Genomic DNA, 17,424 nt, shown 5'->3' with positions numbered 1-17,424 from the left:
AATGACAAAGCTAAAAATAAAATCAGGAGATACTGTAAGGGTTATTGCCGGAGATCATAAAGGTTCTGAAGGTAAGGTTCTGAAGGTAGATCGTGAAAAGAATAAAGCGATCGTTGAGGGAGTTAATACGGTGAAGAAACATCAAAAGCCCAGTGCTAACAACCCTCAGGGAGGAATCGTTGAAAAAGAAGCTCCTATTCATATCTCTAACCTGTCGCTGCTCGATCCTAAATCGAAAGAAGTAACACGAGTAGGGTATGAAGTTAAGGATGGAAAGAAAGTGAGAGTTTCCAAGAAATCTAATGAAGTAATTTAGTTATGGCTTACATTCCGAGATTGAAACAAGAGTATAAGGACAGAATAGTTTCTGCTCTTACAGAAGAGTTCGGGTATCAGAACGTAATGCAGGTACCTAAATTAAAAAAGATTGTAGTTAGCCGTGGTGTCGGAGCTGCTGTTGCCGATAAAAAACTCATTGACCATGCTGTGGATGAGCTTACCAGGATTACCGGGCAAAAAGCAGTGTCAACCATGTCAAAAAAGGACGTTGCATCTTTTAAACTTCGTAAAGGAATGCCTATCGGGGCAAAAGTGACTTTACGGGGAGAAAGAATGTACGAATTCCTTGATAGATTGGTGACAAGTGCTTTGCCAAGGGTAAGGGACTTTAACGGTATCAAGGCCAATGGTTTTGACGGTAGAGGAAATTACAACCTGGGAGTGACAGAGCAAATTATCTTCCCGGAGATCGATATAGACAAAGTGAATAAAATATCCGGTATGGATATTACCTTTGTTACTTCTGCGGAGACCGATAAAGAAGCGAAATCATTGTTAACCGAATTGGGATTACCATTTAAAAAGAATTAAGTATGGCAAAAGAATCCATGAAAGCCCGTGAGGTGAAGAGGCAGAAACTGGTAGATAAGTATGCTGAGAAACGTAAGGCTCTTAAGGAAGCCGGTGATTTCGAAGCACTTCAGAAATTACCTAAAAATGCTTCACCCGTAAGGTTACACAACCGTTGCAAACTTACAGGTAGACCAAAAGGGTATATGCGAGTTTTCGGTATTTCACGGGTAACTTTCCGTGAAATGGCTAACCAGGGATTGATCCCCGGTGTTAAAAAAGCAAGTTGGTAAATTTTTAACTGGTGGTAAGTTCGGAGTAGATCCGAAAACTGCAACCGCAAATAAATACAGATGTATACAGATCCTATAGCAGATTATTTGACAAGAATCAGGAATGCCAACAGTGCTGGTCACCGTGTAGTGGAGATTCCCGCTTCTAATTTGAAAAAAGAAATAACCAAGATCTTGTTTGATCAGGGATATATCCTGAGTTATAAATTCGAGGATAATGCCGTGCAGGGTAAAATAAAGATAGCTTTGAAATATGATAAAGCTACCAAGGAGCCCATTATCAAAAAGATACAACGTGTGAGTAAACCCGGGTTGCGTAAGTATGTTGGTTCTGCCGATCTGCCCAGAGTTCTGAATGGTCTGGGAGTAGCTATTGTCTCTACTTCTCACGGAGTAATGACCAGTAAGCAGGCTAAACAGGAGAATGTGGGTGGTGAAGTGTTGTGTTACGTTTACTAACAAATAAAGACAAAGAAAATGTCAAGAATAGGAAAAAGTCCAGTAAATGTACCTGACGGGGTTACCGTTACCGTAGAAGGGAACAACGTAACCGTTAAAGGTAAATTAGGCGAATTAACTCAAGAAGTTAAAGACATTGCTGTAAAGCAAGAGGATGGACAGATTATATTGGAAACTACCGATGAAAGCAAAGAACAAAGAGCAAAACACGGACTGTACCGTGCTTTGATCTATAATATGGTTGTTGGGGTTTCTGAAGGGTTTACCAAAGAGCTGGAACTGGTTGGTGTAGGTTACAGAGCCAGCAATCAGGGTCAGAAACTTGATCTTGCTCTTGGTTTTTCTCATAACATCGTTTTGGAGCTTGCACCTGAAGTAAAGGTGGAAACCATTTCTGAGAAAGGGAAAAATCCTATTATTAAACTGACATCGTACGATAAACAGTTGGTAGGCCAGGTTGCTGCCAAGATCCGTTCTTTCCGTAAGCCAGAGCCTTACAAAGGAAAAGGTATCAAGTTTGTCGGAGAGCAATTGAGAAGAAAAGCAGGTAAATCAGCTTAATAATTAGTATTATGGCATTATCAAAGACCGAAAGAAGACAACGTATAAAAAACAGAATCAGAAAGGTGATCAGCGGAACTGCTGTAAAGCCGAGACTGGCTGTTTTCAGAAGCAATAAAGAGATTTATGCACAACTGGTGGATGATGTTGAGGGAGTAACCCTGGCATCGGCATCTTCCAGAGATAAGGACATTGCGGACTCTAAAGGCACTAAAATAGAAATATCTGCTTTGGTAGGTAAGGCTATTGCCGAGAAAGCATTGAAATCCGGAATAGAAACTGTTTCTTTTGACAGAGGTGGTTATCTTTATCACGGAAGGGTGAAATCATTAGCAGAAGGAGCAAGGGAAGCAGGACTTAAATTCTAAGAAATTATGTATCAGAAATACAAAAACGCAGAATTGGTAAAACCCGGCGGGCTGGAACTGAAGGACCGTCTGGTTGGCGTACAGAGAGTTACTAAGGTTACTAAAGGTGGTAGAGCATTTGGTTTTTCTGCTATCGTGGTAGTCGGTGATGAGAACGGAGTTGTTGGTCACGGCCTTGGAAAATCCAAGGAAGTTGCCGATGCTATTTCCAAAGCTGTAGAAGATGCTAAAAAGAACCTGGTTCGTATCCCCCTGAACAAGGGAACGTTGCCACATGAGCAGAAAGGTAAATACGGTGGAGCAAGGGTGTATATCCAGCCTGCTTCTCACGGTACCGGGGTTATCGCAGGTGGTGCGGTTCGTTCCGTACTCGAAGCGGTAGGAGTACATGATGTATTGTCTAAGTCTCAGGGATCTTCTAACCCGCACAATGTGGTAAAAGCTACTTTCGATGCACTGTTGCAACTGAGAGGGGCCGGAACCATTGCTGCGCAGCGTGGAATTTCTCTGGAGAAAGTTTTTAAAGGATAAACAAGGATAGAAATGGGAAAGATCAAAGTTACACAAGTAAAGAGTAATATTAAACGTCCTCAGGATCAAAAGAGAACGTTGGAAGCTCTTGGTCTGAAGAAAATAGGACAGGTTGTAGAACACGATGCTACACCAAATATCCTTGGTATGGTAAATAAAGTTAAACACTTAGTTTCTGTAGAAGAGGCTTAATTAACAATATAGGTATGAACTTAAGTAACTTACAACCTGCAGAAGGTTCAGTACATAAGGACGGAAAGAGAGTTGGCCGTGGAGAAGGTTCCGGAAAAGGAGGTACCGCTGCAAGAGGTCATAAAGGAGCTAAGTCTCGTTCCGGATACTCTAAAAAGATCGGTTTTGAAGGTGGACAAATGCCCCTTCAAAGACGTGTTCCTAAATTCGGTTTTAAAAACATTAACCGAAAAGAGTATGTTGGGATCAACCTTGGTACTTTACAGGACATGGTAGATAAAGGTGTTATCACCGATACCGTGGATATGGATATCTTAGTGACTAACCGAGTAGTTAAAAGATCCGACCTGGTAAAAATACTGGGTGGTGGAGAACTGAAGGCAAAGCTGAAAATATCTGTTCATAAATTTACTGCCAGCGCTAAAGCTGCCGTTGAAAAGGCAGGTGGAGAAGCGGTAACTTTATAAGAAAAAACCGACCATGAAGAAATTTTTAGAGACACTTAGCAACATTTGGAAGATAGAAGAGCTGAAGAGCCGAATAGTAGTAACCCTCGGGTTACTGCTGGTGTATCGTTTCGGTACACAGATCGTGCTTCCTGGTGTTGATTCGGTACAACTAGCGGAACTGTCCACCAAAACAGATACCGGTTTATTGGGGATTCTTAATGCTTTTACGGGAGGGGCTTTTGCCAACGCTTCCATTTTCGCTTTGGGTATTATGCCTTATATTTCTGCATCTATTGTGGTGCAGCTTATGGGGATAGCAATACCTTACCTGCAGAAACTGCAAAAAGAGGGAGAGAGCGGTAGAAAGACCATTAACCAGATCACACGATGGCTTACCATAGCAATATGTGTGGTTCAGGCACCGGCCTATCTGTACGGACTCGGAGCTCTGGGTGTACCGGACAGTGCTTTTCTTTTAGGAAAAGGACTCGATTTTATCATCCCGTCGGTTATTATTCTGGTAACCGGAACAATTTTTGCGATGTGGCTCGGTGAAAAAATTACGGATAAAGGTATCGGTAATGGTATTTCACTGCTCATCATGGTGGGGATTATAGCCCGGTTACCTCAGTCTTTCGCTCAGGAATTTGCATCGAGAGTATCTGAGAACAACGGAGGTCTGATGCTGATTCTTATTGAGCTTGTTATCTGGTTTGTGGTTATCCTTGCAAGTATTATGCTGGTTATGGCCACACGGCAGATCCCGGTTCAGTATGCCAGAAGAACAGCTTCAGGCGGTTATGAAAAGAATGTATTCGGATCAAGACAGTATATTCCCCTTAAGCTTAATGCTTCGGGAGTAATGCCCATAATTTTTGCACAGGCCATTATGTTTGTTCCGGGAGCGCTTGCAGGATTGTCTAATTCTGAGGCTGCGCAATCCGTGAAAACTGCCTTTATGGATATTTTCGGATTCTGGTATAACCTGGTCTTTGCATTGCTGATCATAGTTTTTACGTATTTTTACACCGCCATTACGGTTCCTACCAACAAAATGGCTGACGATCTTAAACGAAGCGGAGGGTTTATTCCGGGGGTTAAACCCGGTAAGGAAACCGGTGATTATCTCGACAAAATCATGTCGCTGATCACTTTTCCCGGATCTATATTCCTGGCAATTATTGCTATTTTGCCTGCGTTTGTGGTTAAAATCGTTGGTATGCAGCAGGGATGGGCGCTTTTCTACGGAGGGACGTCGCTGCTCATTATGGTCGGAGTTGCCATTGATACCATGCAGCAAGTAAATTCGTACCTGCTGAACAGGCACTATGACGGACTGATGAAAACAGGTAAGAACAGAAAAGTAGTGGCATAAGGAAGGCGAATTATGAGCCGCATGTGGTACTCATAAATCTATAAACCTTATCTGCCCGTACAGGCAGGTTACAAAACTGAGAAGTATTTAAATGGCTAAACAATCAGCAATAGAGCAAGACGGAACAATTATCGAAGCATTGTCTAATGCAATGTTTCGTGTAGAATTGGAAAACGGTCATGTGGTTACTGCTCATATATCCGGAAAAATGCGTATGCATTATATAAAACTGTTGCCTGGAGATAAGGTAAAGCTGGAAATGAGTCCCTATGACCTTACTAAAGCAAGAATCACGTATAGATACTAAATGGTTCGGAATAGATAGCTATCTTTGCAATCCCGAACTCGAACATTGAATTATCATGAAAGTAAGAGCATCATTAAAAAAGAGAAGTCCCGAGTGCATTATTGTGCGTCGTAAGGGGAGATTGTACGTAATTAATAAAAAGAATCCTAGATTTAAACAAAGACAAGGGTAATTATGGCAAGAATCGCAGGAGTAGATGTACCAAAACATAAAAGAGGGGTTATCTCATTAACCTATATTTTTGGTATTGGAAAAAGCAGAGCCAAAGAGATACTGGCGCAGGCTGAAGTAGATGAAAATACCAAGGTGTCTGATTGGACCGATGACGAAATCAACCGTATTCGTGAAGCTGTTGGAGCTTTCAAGATCGAGGGGGAATTGCGTTCTGAAGTACAGCTTAACATCAAGCGATTGATGGATATAGGATGCTACAGAGGTATCCGTCACAGAATTGGTTTACCACTTAGAGGGCAAAGGACCAAAAATAATTCCAGGACAAGAAAAGGTAAACGAAAAACTGTTGCTAACAAGAAGAAAGCAACTAAATAATAGGTAGGGTAATATGGCAAAGTCAAATACAAAAACTTCTAAGAAACGCAAGGTCGTTGTAGAATCTGTAGGTGAAGCGCATATTTCTGCATCATTCAACAATATCATCATTTCCCTTACGAATAAAAAAGGAGATGTGGTATCCTGGTCATCTGCCGGGAAAATGGGTTTCAAAGGATCTAAGAAAAATACTCCTTACGCTGCCCAGGTAGCTGCAGAAGATGCTGCGAAGATAGCTCAGGAAGCTGGTCTCCGAAAAGTTAAGGTCTATGTTAAAGGACCGGGTAACGGAAGAGAATCTGCTATACGTACTATCCACAATGCAGGTATAGAAGTTACGGAGATCATCGATGTTACACCGTTGCCACACAACGGATGTCGTCCTCCCAAAAGAAGAAGAGTTTAAGTTAATTAACGCGTTTATACAACTGGGGATAGTTAACGATTATCGAAGGATAAGCCTTAATTCATAATCATCCTCAAAAAAATTAAGAAATGGCAAGATATACTGGTCCAAAAACCAAGATCGCAAGAAAATTCGGAGAGCCGATCTTTGGAGATGACAAATCTTTTGAAAAGAAAAATTACCCTCCCGGACAACACGGTAACAACCGTAGACGAGGAAAGAAATCGGAGTATGCTATCCAGTTGATGGAGAAGCAAAAGGCTAAGTACACCTATGGTATCCTGGAAAAGCAATTCAGAAACCTGTTCGAAAAAGCCAACCGAAGCAAAGGAGTTACCGGTGAGGTATTATTACAATTATGTGAGTCCCGTCTGGATAACGTAGTGTACAGAATGGGCGTATCACCTTCCCGAAGAGGTGCAAGACAATTAGTTTCGCACCGTCATATTACCGTAAACGGGGAAATCGTAAACATTCCTTCTTATACTTTAAAACCCGGCGATGTTGTTGGAGTTCGCGAAAAGTCAAAATCACTTGAAGTGATCGAGAATTCTTTGGCAAACAGTTCCAGTGTTTACGAATGGATTACTTGGAATTCCGAGAAAAAAGAAGGTTCTTTTGTTGCTGTTCCGGAGCGAATTCAGATCCCGGAAAACATCAAAGAACAATTAATCGTCGAGTTATACTCTAAATAATAATCAGACAGCTGTCGTATTATGGCAATATTTAATTTTCAAAAGCCCGATAAAGTTATAATGATCGATTCCTCCGATTTCGAAGGGAAATTTGAATTTCGCCCTTTGGAACCCGGATACGGATTGACCGTTGGTAACGCATTGCGAAGAGTCTTGCTGGCTTCTTTGGACGGTTTTGCTATTACATCGGTAAAAATAGAAGGCGTGGAGCACGAATTCTCTACAATATCCGGTGTGGTGGAAGACGTCACAGAAATTATCCTGAACCTCAAACAGATCCGCTTTAAAAGGCAGATCGAGGATGTGGATAACGAAACTGTTTCGGTTTCAGTGACCGGTAAGGAGCAATTGACAGCAGGTGACTTCCAGAAATTCATTTCCGGTTTTCAGGTATTGAACCCGGATCTGGTTATCTGTAATATGGAATCCAGTGTGAATATCAACCTGGAACTTACCATAGAGAAAGGAAGAGGATATGTTCCTGCTGAAGAAAACAAGAAGCCAAACGCGCCTATTGGGACTATTTTTACAGACTCTATCTTTACTCCGATAAAGAACGTAAAATACAGCATTGAGAACTATCGTGTAGAACAGAAGACGGATTATGAAAAGCTGGTTTTTGAAATTATCACCGATGGTTCCATTCATCCTAAAGATGCCCTTACTGAGGCGGCCAAGATACTCATACACCACTTCATGTTGTTCTCCGATGAGCGGATAACGCTCGAAGCCGATGAGATCGCACAGACGGAAACTTATGATGAAGAGTCTCTGCACATGAGACAATTACTGAAGACCAAACTGGTGGATATGGATTTGTCCGTACGTGCATTGAACTGTCTGAAAGCTGCCGAGGTGGATACACTGGGTGACCTCGTATCCTTTAATAAAAACGATTTAATGAAATTCCGAAACTTCGGTAAAAAGTCCCTGACTGAACTGGAAGAACTGGTAAGCGTGAAAGGGCTGAGCTTCGGAATGGATTTGTCAAAATATAAATTAGATAAAGATTAATCTTTTCCTTTTTCGAATGTATTCCCTTCACAGGGAGTACATTTCCGGAAAAGAACAATAGGGAATTAAGATGAGACACGGAAAGAAAATAAACCATTTAGGGAGGAAATCAGCACACCGAAAGGCTATGTTGGCGAATATGGCGTGCTCTTTAATAGAACACAAGCGTATCAACACTACCGTAGCCAAGGCAAAAGCGTTGAAGCAGTTCATCGAGCCTCTGGTAACAAAATCAAAAGAAGATACTACACACAACCGAAGAATAGTTTTCAGCAGACTTAGAAGTAAGGAAGCTGTCAGCGAACTTTTCAGGGATGTTGCGGTAAAAGTTGCAGATCGTCCGGGAGGATATACGCGGATTATCAAATTAGGTAACCGTCTCGGGGATAACGCGGATATGGCGCTTATCGAGCTCGTTGATTACAACGAAACTTACGATACAGGAAAAGGTAGCAAGAAAAAGACTACCCGAAGAGGTCGTAGCAAGAAGGCTCAGGACGATGCGGTTGCTGAAGCTCCCGTAAAAGAAGAGAAAAAAGCAGAAGCTCCCAAAAAGGAAACGAAAGCTGAAAAATCTGCCGAAGGAGAAGATAAGAAACCTGCATCGGAGGAATAACAAATGATAACGAAATCATTACATATCAAAAGGATAAACATTTTAGTTTATCCTTTTTTTTATGTTATTTTGTAAAACTTTTTAAAATTCTTCGGAATGTCCGGAATGACACGATCTTACTGTTACCCTGTATGGGTGGTAATATCAAAGGGTCTTATATCAAAAAGGACTTCAGAGAATTTATTTAAAATACTTATCCTTACATGAAGTATCAATCGAGAAAGAAAGCGGTCATTATCCTCGCGGATGGGACCATTTTTTATGGAAAAGCAGTAGGTAAAGAAGGAACTGCTTTCGGAGAAGTGTGTTTTAATACCGGTATGACGGGGTACCAGGAGATCTTTACGGATCCTTCCTACTTCGGCCAGATCATGGTAACAACCAACGCGCACATCGGTAATTATGGTGTAAATGCCGATGAAGTAGAATCGGATTCGGTGAAAATAGCGGGGCTTGTTTGTAAAAACTTCAGCTATAATTACTCCCGTGTCGATGCCGATGGGTCGTTAAAGGATTTTCTCGATGAAAATAACCTTTTCGCTATTTCCGATGTCGATACCAGAGCGCTGGTAAGTTATATACGTGATAACGGAGCTATGAATGCCGTAATTTCTACGGAGGTCGATCGTATAGAGGAATTGAAAGCAAAACTTGCAGAAGTTCCGGACATGAAAGGATTGGAATTGTCTTCCAGAGTATCGGCCAAAGAGCCCTATTTCTTCGGAAATCCTGATGCTACCTATAAGGTTGCGGCACTGGATCTCGGTATCAAAAAAAATATTCTTCGGAATCTTGCCAAAAGGGATGCCTATATCAAAGTGTTCCCCTATGATGCTACTTTCGAAGAACTGAAAGCATGGAACCCGGACGGATATTTCCTTTCCAACGGGCCTGGTGACCCGGAACCCCTGGAGAGTGCTATAGATGTAGCTAAAAAGATTATAGCAGAAGATCTGCCGCTTTTTGGTATTTGTCTCGGACATCAGGTTATTGCATTGTCTCAGGGGATTTCTACGTATAAAATGCATAACGGACACCGCGGAATCAATCATCCTGTGAAGAACCTGCTTTCCGGAAAAGGAGAGATCACATCACAGAATCACGGATTTGCCGTAAACAGGGAAGAAGTCGAAAATCACGCAGGTGTGGAAATCACCCATGTACATCTCAATGACGATACTGTTGCAGGTATCCGTATTAAGAACAAAAACTGTTTTTCCGTACAATACCATCCCGAGGCGAGCCCGGGACCACACGATGCATCGTATCTGTTTGACCAGTTTGTGGAAATGATCTCAGGGAAGAATGCGGTAAATAGTTGAACTGATCGTAGTTGACAAGCCAATTATAACGAAAAAGAAAAAGAATATAACAAAGCAATATTATGAGTATAATTATTAGTGTTCACGCAAGGCAGATATTAGATTCAAGAGGTAACCCCACCGTAGAGGTCGATGTTGTTACCGAAAGTGGAATTTTAGGTAGGGCAGCCGTTCCTTCCGGAGCATCTACAGGAGAGCATGAAGCTGTTGAGCTCAGAGATGGTGGTTCTTCCTATATGGGTAAAGGAGTGTCTAAAGCCGTAGATAATGTCAATAACATTCTTGCCGAGGAACTTGTAGGAACGTCTGTTTTCGAGCAGAATGCTATCGATAAGAAAATGATAGCGCTCGACGGTACGTCAAACAAGTCCAAACTTGGGGCTAATGCTATACTCGGAGTATCTCTTGCCGTGGCAAAAGCTGCAGCAAACGAACTTGGTATGCCTTTGTATCGTTACGTTGGTGGGGTAAGTGCCAATACGCTTCCCGTACCGATGATGAATATTATAAACGGAGGGTCTCACTCCGATGCCCCTATCGCGTTCCAGGAGTTCATGATCATGCCTGTAAAAGCAGAGAACTTTACACATGCCATGCAAATGGGAACAGAGATCTTCCACAACCTCAAAAAAGTATTGCACGACAGAGGGCTTAGTACAGCAGTAGGAGACGAAGGAGGATTTGCACCTACCCTCGACGGAACCGAAGATGCTCTGGAGACTATCATCAAAGCTATCGAAAAAGCAGGTTACAAAGCCGGTGATGATGTGAAGATAGCCCTGGATTGTGCTTCTGCCGAGTTCTATGTTGACGGAAAATACGATTACACCAAATTTGAAGGTGATAAAGGGAAAGTCAGAACGTCTCACGAGCAGGCAGATTATCTGGCCGAACTCGCCGGTAAATACCCTATCATCTCTATTGAGGACGGGATGGACGAGAACGACTGGGAAGGATGGAAATACCTCACCGAAAAGATAGGGGATAAGGTACAGCTGGTAGGTGATGACCTGTTTGTTACTAACGTGGAGCGCCTTTCCCGTGGTATAGAGAACGGTATAGCCAATTCCATTCTTATCAAGGTAAACCAGATAGGTACCCTGACCGAAACCATCGCTGCCGTAAATATGGCCCATAATGCAGGATATACTTCCGTAATGTCGCACCGTTCCGGTGAGACCGAAGATAATACGATTGCAGACCTTGCTGTGGCTTTGAACACAGGTCAGATCAAAACAGGTTCGGCTTCACGAAGCGATCGTATGGCCAAATACAACCAGTTACTGCGTATCGAAGAAGAATTGGAAGATGTAGCCTACTACCCCAAAGAAAAAGCCTTTAAGGTAAAATAGGGCATTCCTTTTTCGCAAGTTAATACAAAGCTCCGGAGTTCACCTTCCGGAGCTTTTCTTTTTCGGGGGTTTTCTCGGTCGGATATGGAAAGTCTAATTGCTGTGGTCTCGAAGAGCGAAGGGGTTTATATTTGTCGATGTAATTCTGAGGATTGATAATATTAACCTGTAGAAAGATCTTTGTCAGATAACCGCTTTTCAGGCGTCTCAACAAGCAAAAATAGTGGTAATTAACCTTATATTAACACATTATTTTGTATTTTCGCAACTCTCGTTCGCTTCTGTTTTTCAGAGATCTGCCGAAGAACGGAAATGAGGGAATAAGTAAATCTAAAATCTATAGAATTATTATGTCAAAAACTGCTACCTTAGAGTATAACGGTGAGAAATATGAGTTTCCAGTAACCATAGGGACTGAAGATGAAATAGCCATAGATATCAAGACACTCCGGGCAAACAGCGGGATCATCACGCTCGATCCCGGATACAAGAATACCGGGTCTTGTGAAAGTGCTATTACCTATTTGGACGGGGAAAAGGGGATTCTTCGCTATCGCGGTTATACCATCGAAGAACTGGCCGAAAAAGCCGATTTCCTTGAGGTTGCATATCTTTTGATTTTTGGCGAGTTGCCCACACAAAGTCAACTGGATAAATTCCATGACGATATAAGAGACCAGGCTGTGGTTGACGAGGAGATGAAAAAAATTCTCGACAGCTTTCCGAAGTCTGCTCACCCCATGGGAGTTCTGGCGTCTTTAACCAGTGCTCTTATCGCATTTAACCCTTCTTCGGTAAATGTATCTTCAGAGGAGGATATGTATAAAGCCATTGTAAAACTAATGGCTAAATTCCCTGTTCTGGTAGCATGGACATTGCGCAAGAAAGAGGGGCTTCCTCTGGATTACGGGGATGATACCCTGGGGTATGTGGAAAACATCGCCAAAATGATGTTCAAAAGACCTAACAAGGAATACAAGAAAAATGATATTACTATCAATGCACTGGATAAGCTGCTCATATTGCACGCCGATCACGAACAGAATTGTTCTACATCTACCGTGCGTATCGTAGGTTCTTCTCATGCCGGATTGTTTGCTTCCATTTCTGCAGGGATCTCGGCCTTGTGGGGACCACTTCACGGTGGAGCTAACCAGGCAGTGATTGAAATGCTGGAAGGTATTAAAGCCGATGGAGGAGATACCAAAAAATATATGGCAAAAGCCAAAGATAAAAATGATCCGTTCCGCTTGATGGGATTTGGTCACAGGGTGTACAAAAACTTCGATCCCCGTGCACGAATTATCAAAAAAGCAGCCGATGATGTTCTCGGAAACCTCGGAATCGTTGATCCCGTTCTCGATATTGCCAAAGGATTGGAAAAGGAAGCACTGGAAGATCAGTATTTCGTAGACCGGAAGTTGTACCCTAACGTAGACTTCTATTCCGGAATTATCTACAGAGCTCTTAACATACCTACCGAAATGTTCACGGTAATGTTCGCCATGGGAAGACTACCCGGATGGATAGCGCAATGGAGGGAAATGCGTTTGAGAAACGAACCTATCGGAAGACCGAGACAGGTATATATCGGGGAAAATCAACGTGCTTTTGTTGATATAAGCAAGCGGTAATAACCATATTCCCAAAACAAAAAATAAAGTAGAGGTGCACTTTTGTGTGTCTCTACTTTTTATATTTGTAACAAATCATAATCTTTATGTTGCATCTTAACGTTAAAGACGAAACTTCCAGGTTAAGAGCTCTGGTGCTCGGTACCGCCAGAAATAATGGCCCGGTGCCGAAACCGGAGGAAACTTACGATCCTAAATCTCTTGAGCACATCCTGGCGGGGACCTATCCGAAAGAGCAGGATATGGTAACGGAAATGGAAGCATTTGCAGGCGTATTGAAAAAATATGAGGTAGAGGTTTTTCGCCCCGAAGTTATTGCGGATTACAACCAGATATTTGCAAGAGATATTGCATTTGTGGTCGATGATCTCTTCATAAAATCAAACATTCTTCCAGACCGTGAGAAGGAATTGAATGCCATTGGCTATGTGATGGAAAAAATCGCTCCGGATAAAATAATCACACCGCCTGAAGAAGTACACATAGAAGGAGGGGATGTCATGCTGTGGAACGATCATATTTTTGTCGGAACCTATAAAGGCGATGATTACCCGGAGCAGATTACGGCACGGACCAATATGCATGGCGTTCATTTTCTTCGCGATTTGTTTCCGAATAAAGAAGTGAAGGCATTTGATCTGGTCAAGTCCCGTACGGAAGCAAGAGATAATGCCCTGCATCTCGACTGCTGTTTTCAGCCCGTCGGGAGAGATAAAGGGATTATTTACAAAGGCGGATTTCGAAACGAAGAAGATTACAATGATCTCGTCGGGTTGTTCGGAAAGGAGAATCTCTTTCACATCACACGAGACGAAATGTATTATATGTTTTCGAATGTCTTTTCCATAGCTGCCGATGTCGTAGTTTCCGAGCGTAATTTTACCAGGCTTAATCACTGGCTCAGGGAAAACGGTTTTACCGTAGAGGAAGTCGCTTATGCCGAGATCGCCAAACAGGAAGGGCTTTTCCGATGTTCAACCATGCCATTAATACGCGAATAATGATAAACAAGCAGATAACCGATACGGTTTTGATGATCCGTCCGGTAAATTTTCGGATGAACGAACAGACCGCAGTAAACAATTATTACCAGAAAGTACTGGACGGTCTTTTACCGGAAACTGTTCAGGCCAGGGCATTGAAAGAGTTTGATGCCTTTGTGGAGAAGCTCAGAGATGCGGGAATTTCCGTCATCGTTGTGGAGGATAGCAAAGAACCGGATACCCCCGATGCTGTATTTCCCAACAACTGGATATCTTTTCATACCGATGCTACGGTAGCTTTATATCCGATGTTTGCCGAAAACCGGAGACTGGAACGACGCGAAGAAGTCCTGGATATGGTCGAAGAGCAAGGATTCCGTATAGAGACTATTGTCGATTATACAGAGGCGGAAGAAGACGGCGTGTTTCTGGAAGGCACCGGAAGTATGGTTCTGGACAGGGTAAACCGCAAAGCGTACTGTGCACTTTCTCCCCGAGCGGATGAAGAGCTGTTTATCGAGTTCTGTGAGAATTTCGAATATACTCCGGTAATTTTTACAGCATATCAGACGGTGGAAGGAGAACGAAAGGTCATCTATCATACTAATGTGATGATGTGTATAGCCGAAGATTTTGCCGTGGTATGTCTCGATGCAGTCGATGACAAGAAAGAAGCTAAAAATCTGGTAAGGCATTTAAAGGAAGACGAAAAAGAGATCATACGTATTACGGAAGCACAGGTAAATAGTTTTGCAGGTAATATGTTGCAGGTTGCAGGAAAAGACGGAAAGAAATTCCTGGTTATGAGTGCTGCCGCATATTCTTGTCTGACAGACGGACAGATTATGGCCATAACGAAGTATTGTGAAATTCTCTCTGTTTCGCTGGATGTCATAGAAGCTTGCGGCGGAGGAAGTGCCAGATGTATGATGGCGGAGATATTCCTGGAAAAAGACCCGTCACAAAAATAATCGTTATATTAGAGCAGGGCTTACCTATAGTAGATAAGAGGTAGAACTTTTAAGGGCAGTTTTTCAAACTATGTTATCAAAAAAAACCAAATACGGGCTGAAAGCACTGGTGTATATGACCAGAAAAGAAGATAATAAACCGGTATTGATATCCGAAATTGCCGAAAGTGAAAATATTTCCAAGAAATTTCTGGAGATTATATTGTTGCAATTAAAGAATTCCGGTTTTCTCGGTTCTAAAAAAGGGAAGGGCGGAGGATACTACCTGCTGAAAGATCCGGAGCAGATTACAATTGCCGCGCTGATGCGGATACTGGAAGGCCCCATAGCACCGCTGCCGTGTGTGAGCCTGCATTTTTACGAGAAATGTAGTGACTGTAAAACAGAAGAAGCATGCTCGCTAAACAGGGTTATGGTGGAGCTTAGAGACAGTATGCTCAGTGTGTTAGAGAAAAAAACACTGGCCGATCTTTCTGCGGAAGGCTAAAAAATCACTTTAAAATCTACTAAATCGATAGATTAATGGTATATTTGTAGCCTATTACCATTATTATGATACTCGATTTGCTCAAAACACAAAAATTAAAACCGGCATCAAACAGTCGCAGGGTGTCTGTTTTAAAGGCTGTTTCATGGCGTTTGGTAGGTACCATAGATACCATGATCATCTCTTATATACTTACCGGTAACATCAGGATAGCTGTAGGGATAGGGAGTATAGAAGTGGTTTCGAAGATGGTACTCTACTACCTGCATGAAAGAGCCTGGTTGCGAATCACAAAAAATAAATGATCATGGATCTGAATACGATAAACGAATATCTGCAAGACAAATCGCCCGGAGAGATCGTAGCCTGGGCGCTGGAAACGGCCAATCGCCCCGTAGTGACGACCAATTTCAGGCCCTATGAAGCAGCTATCCTGCATGCAACTACAGCAGTAAAAAACGATATTCCGGTGATATGGTGCGATACCGGGTATAACACTCTCCAGACGTATAAGCATGCGGAGCGGCTTATTGAAAAGCTACAATTGAAAATAGACCTTTATGTGCCCCGGCAGACTGCGGCACACCGGGATGCGGTTATGGGAATACCGGGAGTTGATTCTCCTCTACACCAGAAATTTACCGAGCAGGTAAAACTGGAACCGTTCCGCAGAGCCATGGAGGCTCATAAACCGGATGTATGGTTTACGAATCTGAGAAAGGGACAAACCGCTTTCCGCGATTCTCTGGATATTGTAACACTCGGCAGCGATGGCGTACTGAAAGTATCCCCATTCTTTTACTGGTCTGACGAAAAACTGGACGGTTACCTCGAAGAACACGGATTGGAAAATGAATTCAAATATTACGATCCGACCAAAGTATTGGAGAACCGGGAATGCGGACTACATGTTTCGACTTCCAAAAATGCTTAACAGGCCATAATAGTTAATCTTATATATTTGAAAGCCCGGAAATGTAAATTGCATTTCCGGGCTTTTCCGTACTGTATATACAGCAGTTTTATTTAATATGTAATCTGGTTAAATGTGCTCTTGGCCTGTACCCATTGATTTTCCCATTCTGTAGACCACCCGAATGCGTTCTGAGCAAGAGGCTTCAGGTCTGTTCCTGCGGCACCGCTCCAGAAATGAACAAATTCTCCCCAGTTCATTCTACGGGAATATTCCGTCCCCGAAGCATTTTTAGGAAAGTGCGCCGCAAGGAGTTCGAAGAAATTGTTCAGAACAGCACCTTCACCGTATTGAGAATATATAGGATAGAACCAGTCCTTGAACCATTGGGTGTTTTGCCTGGGGAAATTATCATATTTATTCATCAGGTCATCATAGACTTCCTGTGCAAAATCGTCTTTGCCGAGATTTTTATAAACGTCATAGATAAATATCTCTGCCCATTTGCTGTCTTTCCAGATGTCCCAGGCCGGAGAACTTTTTACACCTTTTGATGCGATCTCCACGATATGGCCCACTTCATGAACCAGCATATTGATGCCCCCGGTAGGTGTCTCATCGGTCCAGGTGTAAGGCCCGCAGTCGATGACATTTCTGTAATCGTGACTCGAATCGAAGTAGGTAGAAGGATGGCCTCCCGAATATTTTCCGGTGTGCAGTATGGTAAACAATCTCGGGTCGTCCCCGAAGCTGCCGTAATTGCTTTTTACGTATTCCCACACGTCCGAAAGAAAAGTGTTCGGCCAGGTGACAGCAGTGTCTACATCGTCGTCGAAATACAAGGCCAGGTGGTCGTCAAAAAATACTCTTTGAACGAGCTGATTGTGCTCAAACCAATGTTCCTGCCAGGTTAACGGAGGATCGGGATAGTTGACTGCTGCAGTAAGTGTCTCACTGTTCAGGGCAATGTCTTCTTTGACCTCTGAAGAACAAGAGGTCTGAAACAGACAGAGCCCGACCAGGCCCGCTGCAAGTGCGAGTTTGGAAAAATTCATAGTTTTCATGATTTGGAATATTTAAAGATTAATAAATAGGTTA

Annotated in this window: 26 protein-coding genes; 25 read left to right on the top strand and 1 reads right to left on the bottom strand. The window is 42.6% G+C overall.

The window, feature by feature from the left end:
• Position 1: 1 nt before the first annotated feature.
• From rplX to BT112_RS14205, 25 genes are all read left to right on the top strand, one after another.
• Positions 2 to 316 (top strand): 50S ribosomal protein L24, encoded by a 315-nt coding sequence (gene rplX, locus BT112_RS14325; protein WP_072318075.1) that lies wholly within the window; start codon positions 2 to 4, stop codon positions 314 to 316.
• Positions 317 to 318: 2 nt separating this feature from the next.
• Positions 319 to 870, top strand: coding sequence for a 50S ribosomal protein L5 (gene rplE, locus BT112_RS14320; RefSeq protein ID WP_072318074.1), 552 nt, complete (start codon positions 319 to 321; stop codon positions 868 to 870).
• 2 nt (positions 871 to 872) lie between these two features.
• The gene (gene rpsN / locus BT112_RS14315) at positions 873 to 1,142 is read left to right on the top strand and encodes a 30S ribosomal protein S14 (protein WP_072318073.1); all 270 of its coding nucleotides are present in this window, start codon (positions 873 to 875) and stop codon (positions 1,140 to 1,142) included.
• 60 nt (positions 1,143 to 1,202) lie between these two features.
• Entirely contained in the window at positions 1,203 to 1,601 is a 399-nt protein-coding gene (gene rpsH / locus BT112_RS14310) for a 30S ribosomal protein S8 (RefSeq protein WP_072318072.1), read from the top strand.
• A gap of 18 nt (positions 1,602 to 1,619) precedes the next feature.
• Positions 1,620 to 2,162, top strand: a complete 543-nt coding sequence (gene rplF / locus BT112_RS14305) for a 50S ribosomal protein L6 (RefSeq protein WP_072318071.1) — start codon at positions 1,620 to 1,622, stop codon at positions 2,160 to 2,162.
• Positions 2,163 to 2,173: 11 nt separating this feature from the next.
• A complete protein-coding gene (gene rplR / locus BT112_RS14300; RefSeq protein ID WP_072318070.1) occupies positions 2,174 to 2,530 on the top strand; it encodes a 50S ribosomal protein L18 in 357 nt (118 codons plus the stop codon).
• 6 nt (positions 2,531 to 2,536) lie between these two features.
• Positions 2,537 to 3,061 (top strand): 30S ribosomal protein S5, encoded by a 525-nt coding sequence (gene rpsE, locus BT112_RS14295; protein WP_072318069.1) that lies wholly within the window; start codon positions 2,537 to 2,539, stop codon positions 3,059 to 3,061.
• A 12-nt stretch (positions 3,062 to 3,073) separates the two neighbouring features.
• The gene (gene rpmD / locus BT112_RS14290) at positions 3,074 to 3,253 is read left to right on the top strand and encodes a 50S ribosomal protein L30 (RefSeq protein WP_072318068.1); all 180 of its coding nucleotides are present in this window, start codon (positions 3,074 to 3,076) and stop codon (positions 3,251 to 3,253) included.
• Positions 3,254 to 3,267: 14 nt separating this feature from the next.
• Entirely contained in the window at positions 3,268 to 3,720 is a 453-nt protein-coding gene (rplO, locus tag BT112_RS14285) for a 50S ribosomal protein L15 (RefSeq protein WP_072318067.1), read from the top strand.
• A 13-nt stretch (positions 3,721 to 3,733) separates the two neighbouring features.
• A complete protein-coding gene (gene secY / locus BT112_RS14280; protein ID WP_072318066.1) occupies positions 3,734 to 5,077 on the top strand; it encodes a preprotein translocase subunit SecY in 1,344 nt (447 codons plus the stop codon).
• Positions 5,078 to 5,168: 91 nt separating this feature from the next.
• A complete protein-coding gene (gene infA, locus BT112_RS14275; protein ID WP_008239515.1) occupies positions 5,169 to 5,384 on the top strand; it encodes a translation initiation factor IF-1 in 216 nt (71 codons plus the stop codon).
• Positions 5,385 to 5,439: 55 nt separating this feature from the next.
• Positions 5,440 to 5,556: a type B 50S ribosomal protein L36 gene (ykgO, locus tag BT112_RS14270; protein WP_072318065.1), complete on the top strand. Its 117-nt coding sequence runs from the start codon at positions 5,440 to 5,442 to the stop codon at positions 5,554 to 5,556.
• A 2-nt stretch (positions 5,557 to 5,558) separates the two neighbouring features.
• On the top strand, positions 5,559 to 5,933 hold the full coding sequence (gene rpsM / locus BT112_RS14265) for a 30S ribosomal protein S13 (RefSeq protein WP_072318064.1): 375 nt from the start codon (positions 5,559 to 5,561) through the stop codon (positions 5,931 to 5,933).
• 13 nt (positions 5,934 to 5,946) lie between these two features.
• Positions 5,947 to 6,339 (top strand): 30S ribosomal protein S11, encoded by a 393-nt coding sequence (gene rpsK / locus BT112_RS14260; protein ID WP_072318063.1) that lies wholly within the window; start codon positions 5,947 to 5,949, stop codon positions 6,337 to 6,339.
• Positions 6,340 to 6,428: 89 nt separating this feature from the next.
• Positions 6,429 to 7,034, top strand: a complete 606-nt coding sequence (rpsD, locus tag BT112_RS14255; RefSeq protein WP_072318062.1) for a 30S ribosomal protein S4 — start codon at positions 6,429 to 6,431, stop codon at positions 7,032 to 7,034.
• 21 nt (positions 7,035 to 7,055) lie between these two features.
• Positions 7,056 to 8,048 carry a DNA-directed RNA polymerase subunit alpha gene (locus BT112_RS14250; RefSeq protein WP_072318061.1) on the top strand — a complete coding sequence of 331 codons (993 nt, stop codon included), beginning with the start codon at positions 7,056 to 7,058 and terminating at the stop codon, positions 8,046 to 8,048.
• Positions 8,049 to 8,118: 70 nt separating this feature from the next.
• Complete coding sequence (gene rplQ / locus BT112_RS14245; RefSeq protein WP_072318060.1) at positions 8,119 to 8,664, top strand: 50S ribosomal protein L17; 546 nt, start codon at positions 8,119 to 8,121, stop codon at positions 8,662 to 8,664.
• 203 nt (positions 8,665 to 8,867) lie between these two features.
• Positions 8,868 to 9,986: a glutamine-hydrolyzing carbamoyl-phosphate synthase small subunit gene (gene carA, locus BT112_RS14240; RefSeq protein WP_072318059.1), complete on the top strand. Its 1,119-nt coding sequence runs from the start codon at positions 8,868 to 8,870 to the stop codon at positions 9,984 to 9,986.
• Positions 9,987 to 10,048: 62 nt separating this feature from the next.
• Entirely contained in the window at positions 10,049 to 11,338 is a 1,290-nt protein-coding gene (gene eno, locus BT112_RS14235) for a phosphopyruvate hydratase (protein WP_072318058.1), read from the top strand.
• A 350-nt stretch (positions 11,339 to 11,688) separates the two neighbouring features.
• On the top strand, positions 11,689 to 12,972 hold the full coding sequence (locus BT112_RS14230; protein ID WP_072318057.1) for a citrate synthase: 1,284 nt from the start codon (positions 11,689 to 11,691) through the stop codon (positions 12,970 to 12,972).
• A gap of 86 nt (positions 12,973 to 13,058) precedes the next feature.
• Positions 13,059 to 13,973 carry a dimethylarginine dimethylaminohydrolase family protein gene (locus BT112_RS14225; protein WP_072318056.1) on the top strand — a complete coding sequence of 305 codons (915 nt, stop codon included), beginning with the start codon at positions 13,059 to 13,061 and terminating at the stop codon, positions 13,971 to 13,973.
• Positions 13,973 to 14,926 carry a citrulline utilization hydrolase CtlX gene (gene ctlX, locus BT112_RS14220; protein ID WP_072318055.1) on the top strand — a complete coding sequence of 318 codons (954 nt, stop codon included), beginning with the start codon at positions 13,973 to 13,975 and terminating at the stop codon, positions 14,924 to 14,926. Before BT112_RS14225 ends, ctlX begins: the two co-directional genes overlap by 1 nt.
• 70 nt (positions 14,927 to 14,996) lie before the next feature.
• Complete coding sequence (locus BT112_RS14215; protein ID WP_072318054.1) at positions 14,997 to 15,413, top strand: RrF2 family transcriptional regulator; 417 nt, start codon at positions 14,997 to 14,999, stop codon at positions 15,411 to 15,413.
• A gap of 65 nt (positions 15,414 to 15,478) precedes the next feature.
• Positions 15,479 to 15,718, top strand: coding sequence for a DUF2061 domain-containing protein (locus tag BT112_RS14210; RefSeq protein WP_072318053.1), 240 nt, complete (start codon positions 15,479 to 15,481; stop codon positions 15,716 to 15,718).
• Between the two features lie 2 nt (positions 15,719 to 15,720).
• Complete coding sequence (locus BT112_RS14205; RefSeq protein WP_139276213.1) at positions 15,721 to 16,347, top strand: phosphoadenosine phosphosulfate reductase domain-containing protein; 627 nt, start codon at positions 15,721 to 15,723, stop codon at positions 16,345 to 16,347.
• Positions 16,348 to 16,439: 92 nt separating this feature from the next.
• Here the strand turns inward: BT112_RS14205 and BT112_RS14200 are convergent, their stop codons facing one another.
• On the bottom strand, positions 16,440 to 17,390 hold the full coding sequence (locus BT112_RS14200; RefSeq protein WP_072318051.1) for a hypothetical protein: 951 nt from the start codon (positions 17,388 to 17,390) through the stop codon (positions 16,440 to 16,442).
• Positions 17,391 to 17,424 lie beyond the last annotated feature (34 nt).

Origin of the sequence: Sinomicrobium oceani, assembly GCF_900119185.1 — a bacterium.
GTDB lineage: Bacteria > Bacteroidota > Bacteroidia > Flavobacteriales > Flavobacteriaceae > Sinomicrobium > Sinomicrobium oceani.
The sequence above is the reverse complement of the archived record's forward strand: the minus strand, read 5'-3'. Positions and strand labels throughout refer to the sequence as shown.

Coding starts and splice junctions, on each gene's coding strand:
- rplX (WP_072318075.1), top strand. CDS start 2: ATGACAAAGCTAAAAATAAAATCAGGAGATACTGTAAGGGTTATTGCC.
- rplE (WP_072318074.1), top strand. CDS start 319: ATGGCTTACATTCCGAGATTGAAACAAGAGTATAAGGACAGAATAGTT.
- rpsN (WP_072318073.1), top strand. CDS start 873: ATGGCAAAAGAATCCATGAAAGCCCGTGAGGTGAAGAGGCAGAAACTG.
- rpsH (WP_072318072.1), top strand. CDS start 1,203: ATGTATACAGATCCTATAGCAGATTATTTGACAAGAATCAGGAATGCC.
- rplF (WP_072318071.1), top strand. CDS start 1,620: ATGTCAAGAATAGGAAAAAGTCCAGTAAATGTACCTGACGGGGTTACC.
- rplR (WP_072318070.1), top strand. CDS start 2,174: ATGGCATTATCAAAGACCGAAAGAAGACAACGTATAAAAAACAGAATC.
- rpsE (WP_072318069.1), top strand. CDS start 2,537: ATGTATCAGAAATACAAAAACGCAGAATTGGTAAAACCCGGCGGGCTG.
- rpmD (WP_072318068.1), top strand. CDS start 3,074: ATGGGAAAGATCAAAGTTACACAAGTAAAGAGTAATATTAAACGTCCT.
- rplO (WP_072318067.1), top strand. CDS start 3,268: ATGAACTTAAGTAACTTACAACCTGCAGAAGGTTCAGTACATAAGGAC.
- secY (WP_072318066.1), top strand. CDS start 3,734: ATGAAGAAATTTTTAGAGACACTTAGCAACATTTGGAAGATAGAAGAG.
- infA (WP_008239515.1), top strand. CDS start 5,169: ATGGCTAAACAATCAGCAATAGAGCAAGACGGAACAATTATCGAAGCA.
- ykgO (WP_072318065.1), top strand. CDS start 5,440: ATGAAAGTAAGAGCATCATTAAAAAAGAGAAGTCCCGAGTGCATTATT.
- rpsM (WP_072318064.1), top strand. CDS start 5,559: ATGGCAAGAATCGCAGGAGTAGATGTACCAAAACATAAAAGAGGGGTT.
- rpsK (WP_072318063.1), top strand. CDS start 5,947: ATGGCAAAGTCAAATACAAAAACTTCTAAGAAACGCAAGGTCGTTGTA.
- rpsD (WP_072318062.1), top strand. CDS start 6,429: ATGGCAAGATATACTGGTCCAAAAACCAAGATCGCAAGAAAATTCGGA.
- BT112_RS14250 (WP_072318061.1), top strand. CDS start 7,056: ATGGCAATATTTAATTTTCAAAAGCCCGATAAAGTTATAATGATCGAT.
- rplQ (WP_072318060.1), top strand. CDS start 8,119: ATGAGACACGGAAAGAAAATAAACCATTTAGGGAGGAAATCAGCACAC.
- carA (WP_072318059.1), top strand. CDS start 8,868: ATGAAGTATCAATCGAGAAAGAAAGCGGTCATTATCCTCGCGGATGGG.
- eno (WP_072318058.1), top strand. CDS start 10,049: ATGAGTATAATTATTAGTGTTCACGCAAGGCAGATATTAGATTCAAGA.
- BT112_RS14230 (WP_072318057.1), top strand. CDS start 11,689: ATGTCAAAAACTGCTACCTTAGAGTATAACGGTGAGAAATATGAGTTT.
- BT112_RS14225 (WP_072318056.1), top strand. CDS start 13,059: ATGTTGCATCTTAACGTTAAAGACGAAACTTCCAGGTTAAGAGCTCTG.
- ctlX (WP_072318055.1), top strand. CDS start 13,973: ATGATAAACAAGCAGATAACCGATACGGTTTTGATGATCCGTCCGGTA.
- BT112_RS14215 (WP_072318054.1), top strand. CDS start 14,997: ATGTTATCAAAAAAAACCAAATACGGGCTGAAAGCACTGGTGTATATG.
- BT112_RS14210 (WP_072318053.1), top strand. CDS start 15,479: ATGATACTCGATTTGCTCAAAACACAAAAATTAAAACCGGCATCAAAC.
- BT112_RS14205 (WP_139276213.1), top strand. CDS start 15,721: ATGGATCTGAATACGATAAACGAATATCTGCAAGACAAATCGCCCGGA.
- BT112_RS14200 (WP_072318051.1), bottom strand. CDS start 17,390: ATGAAAACTATGAATTTTTCCAAACTCGCACTTGCAGCGGGCCTGGTC.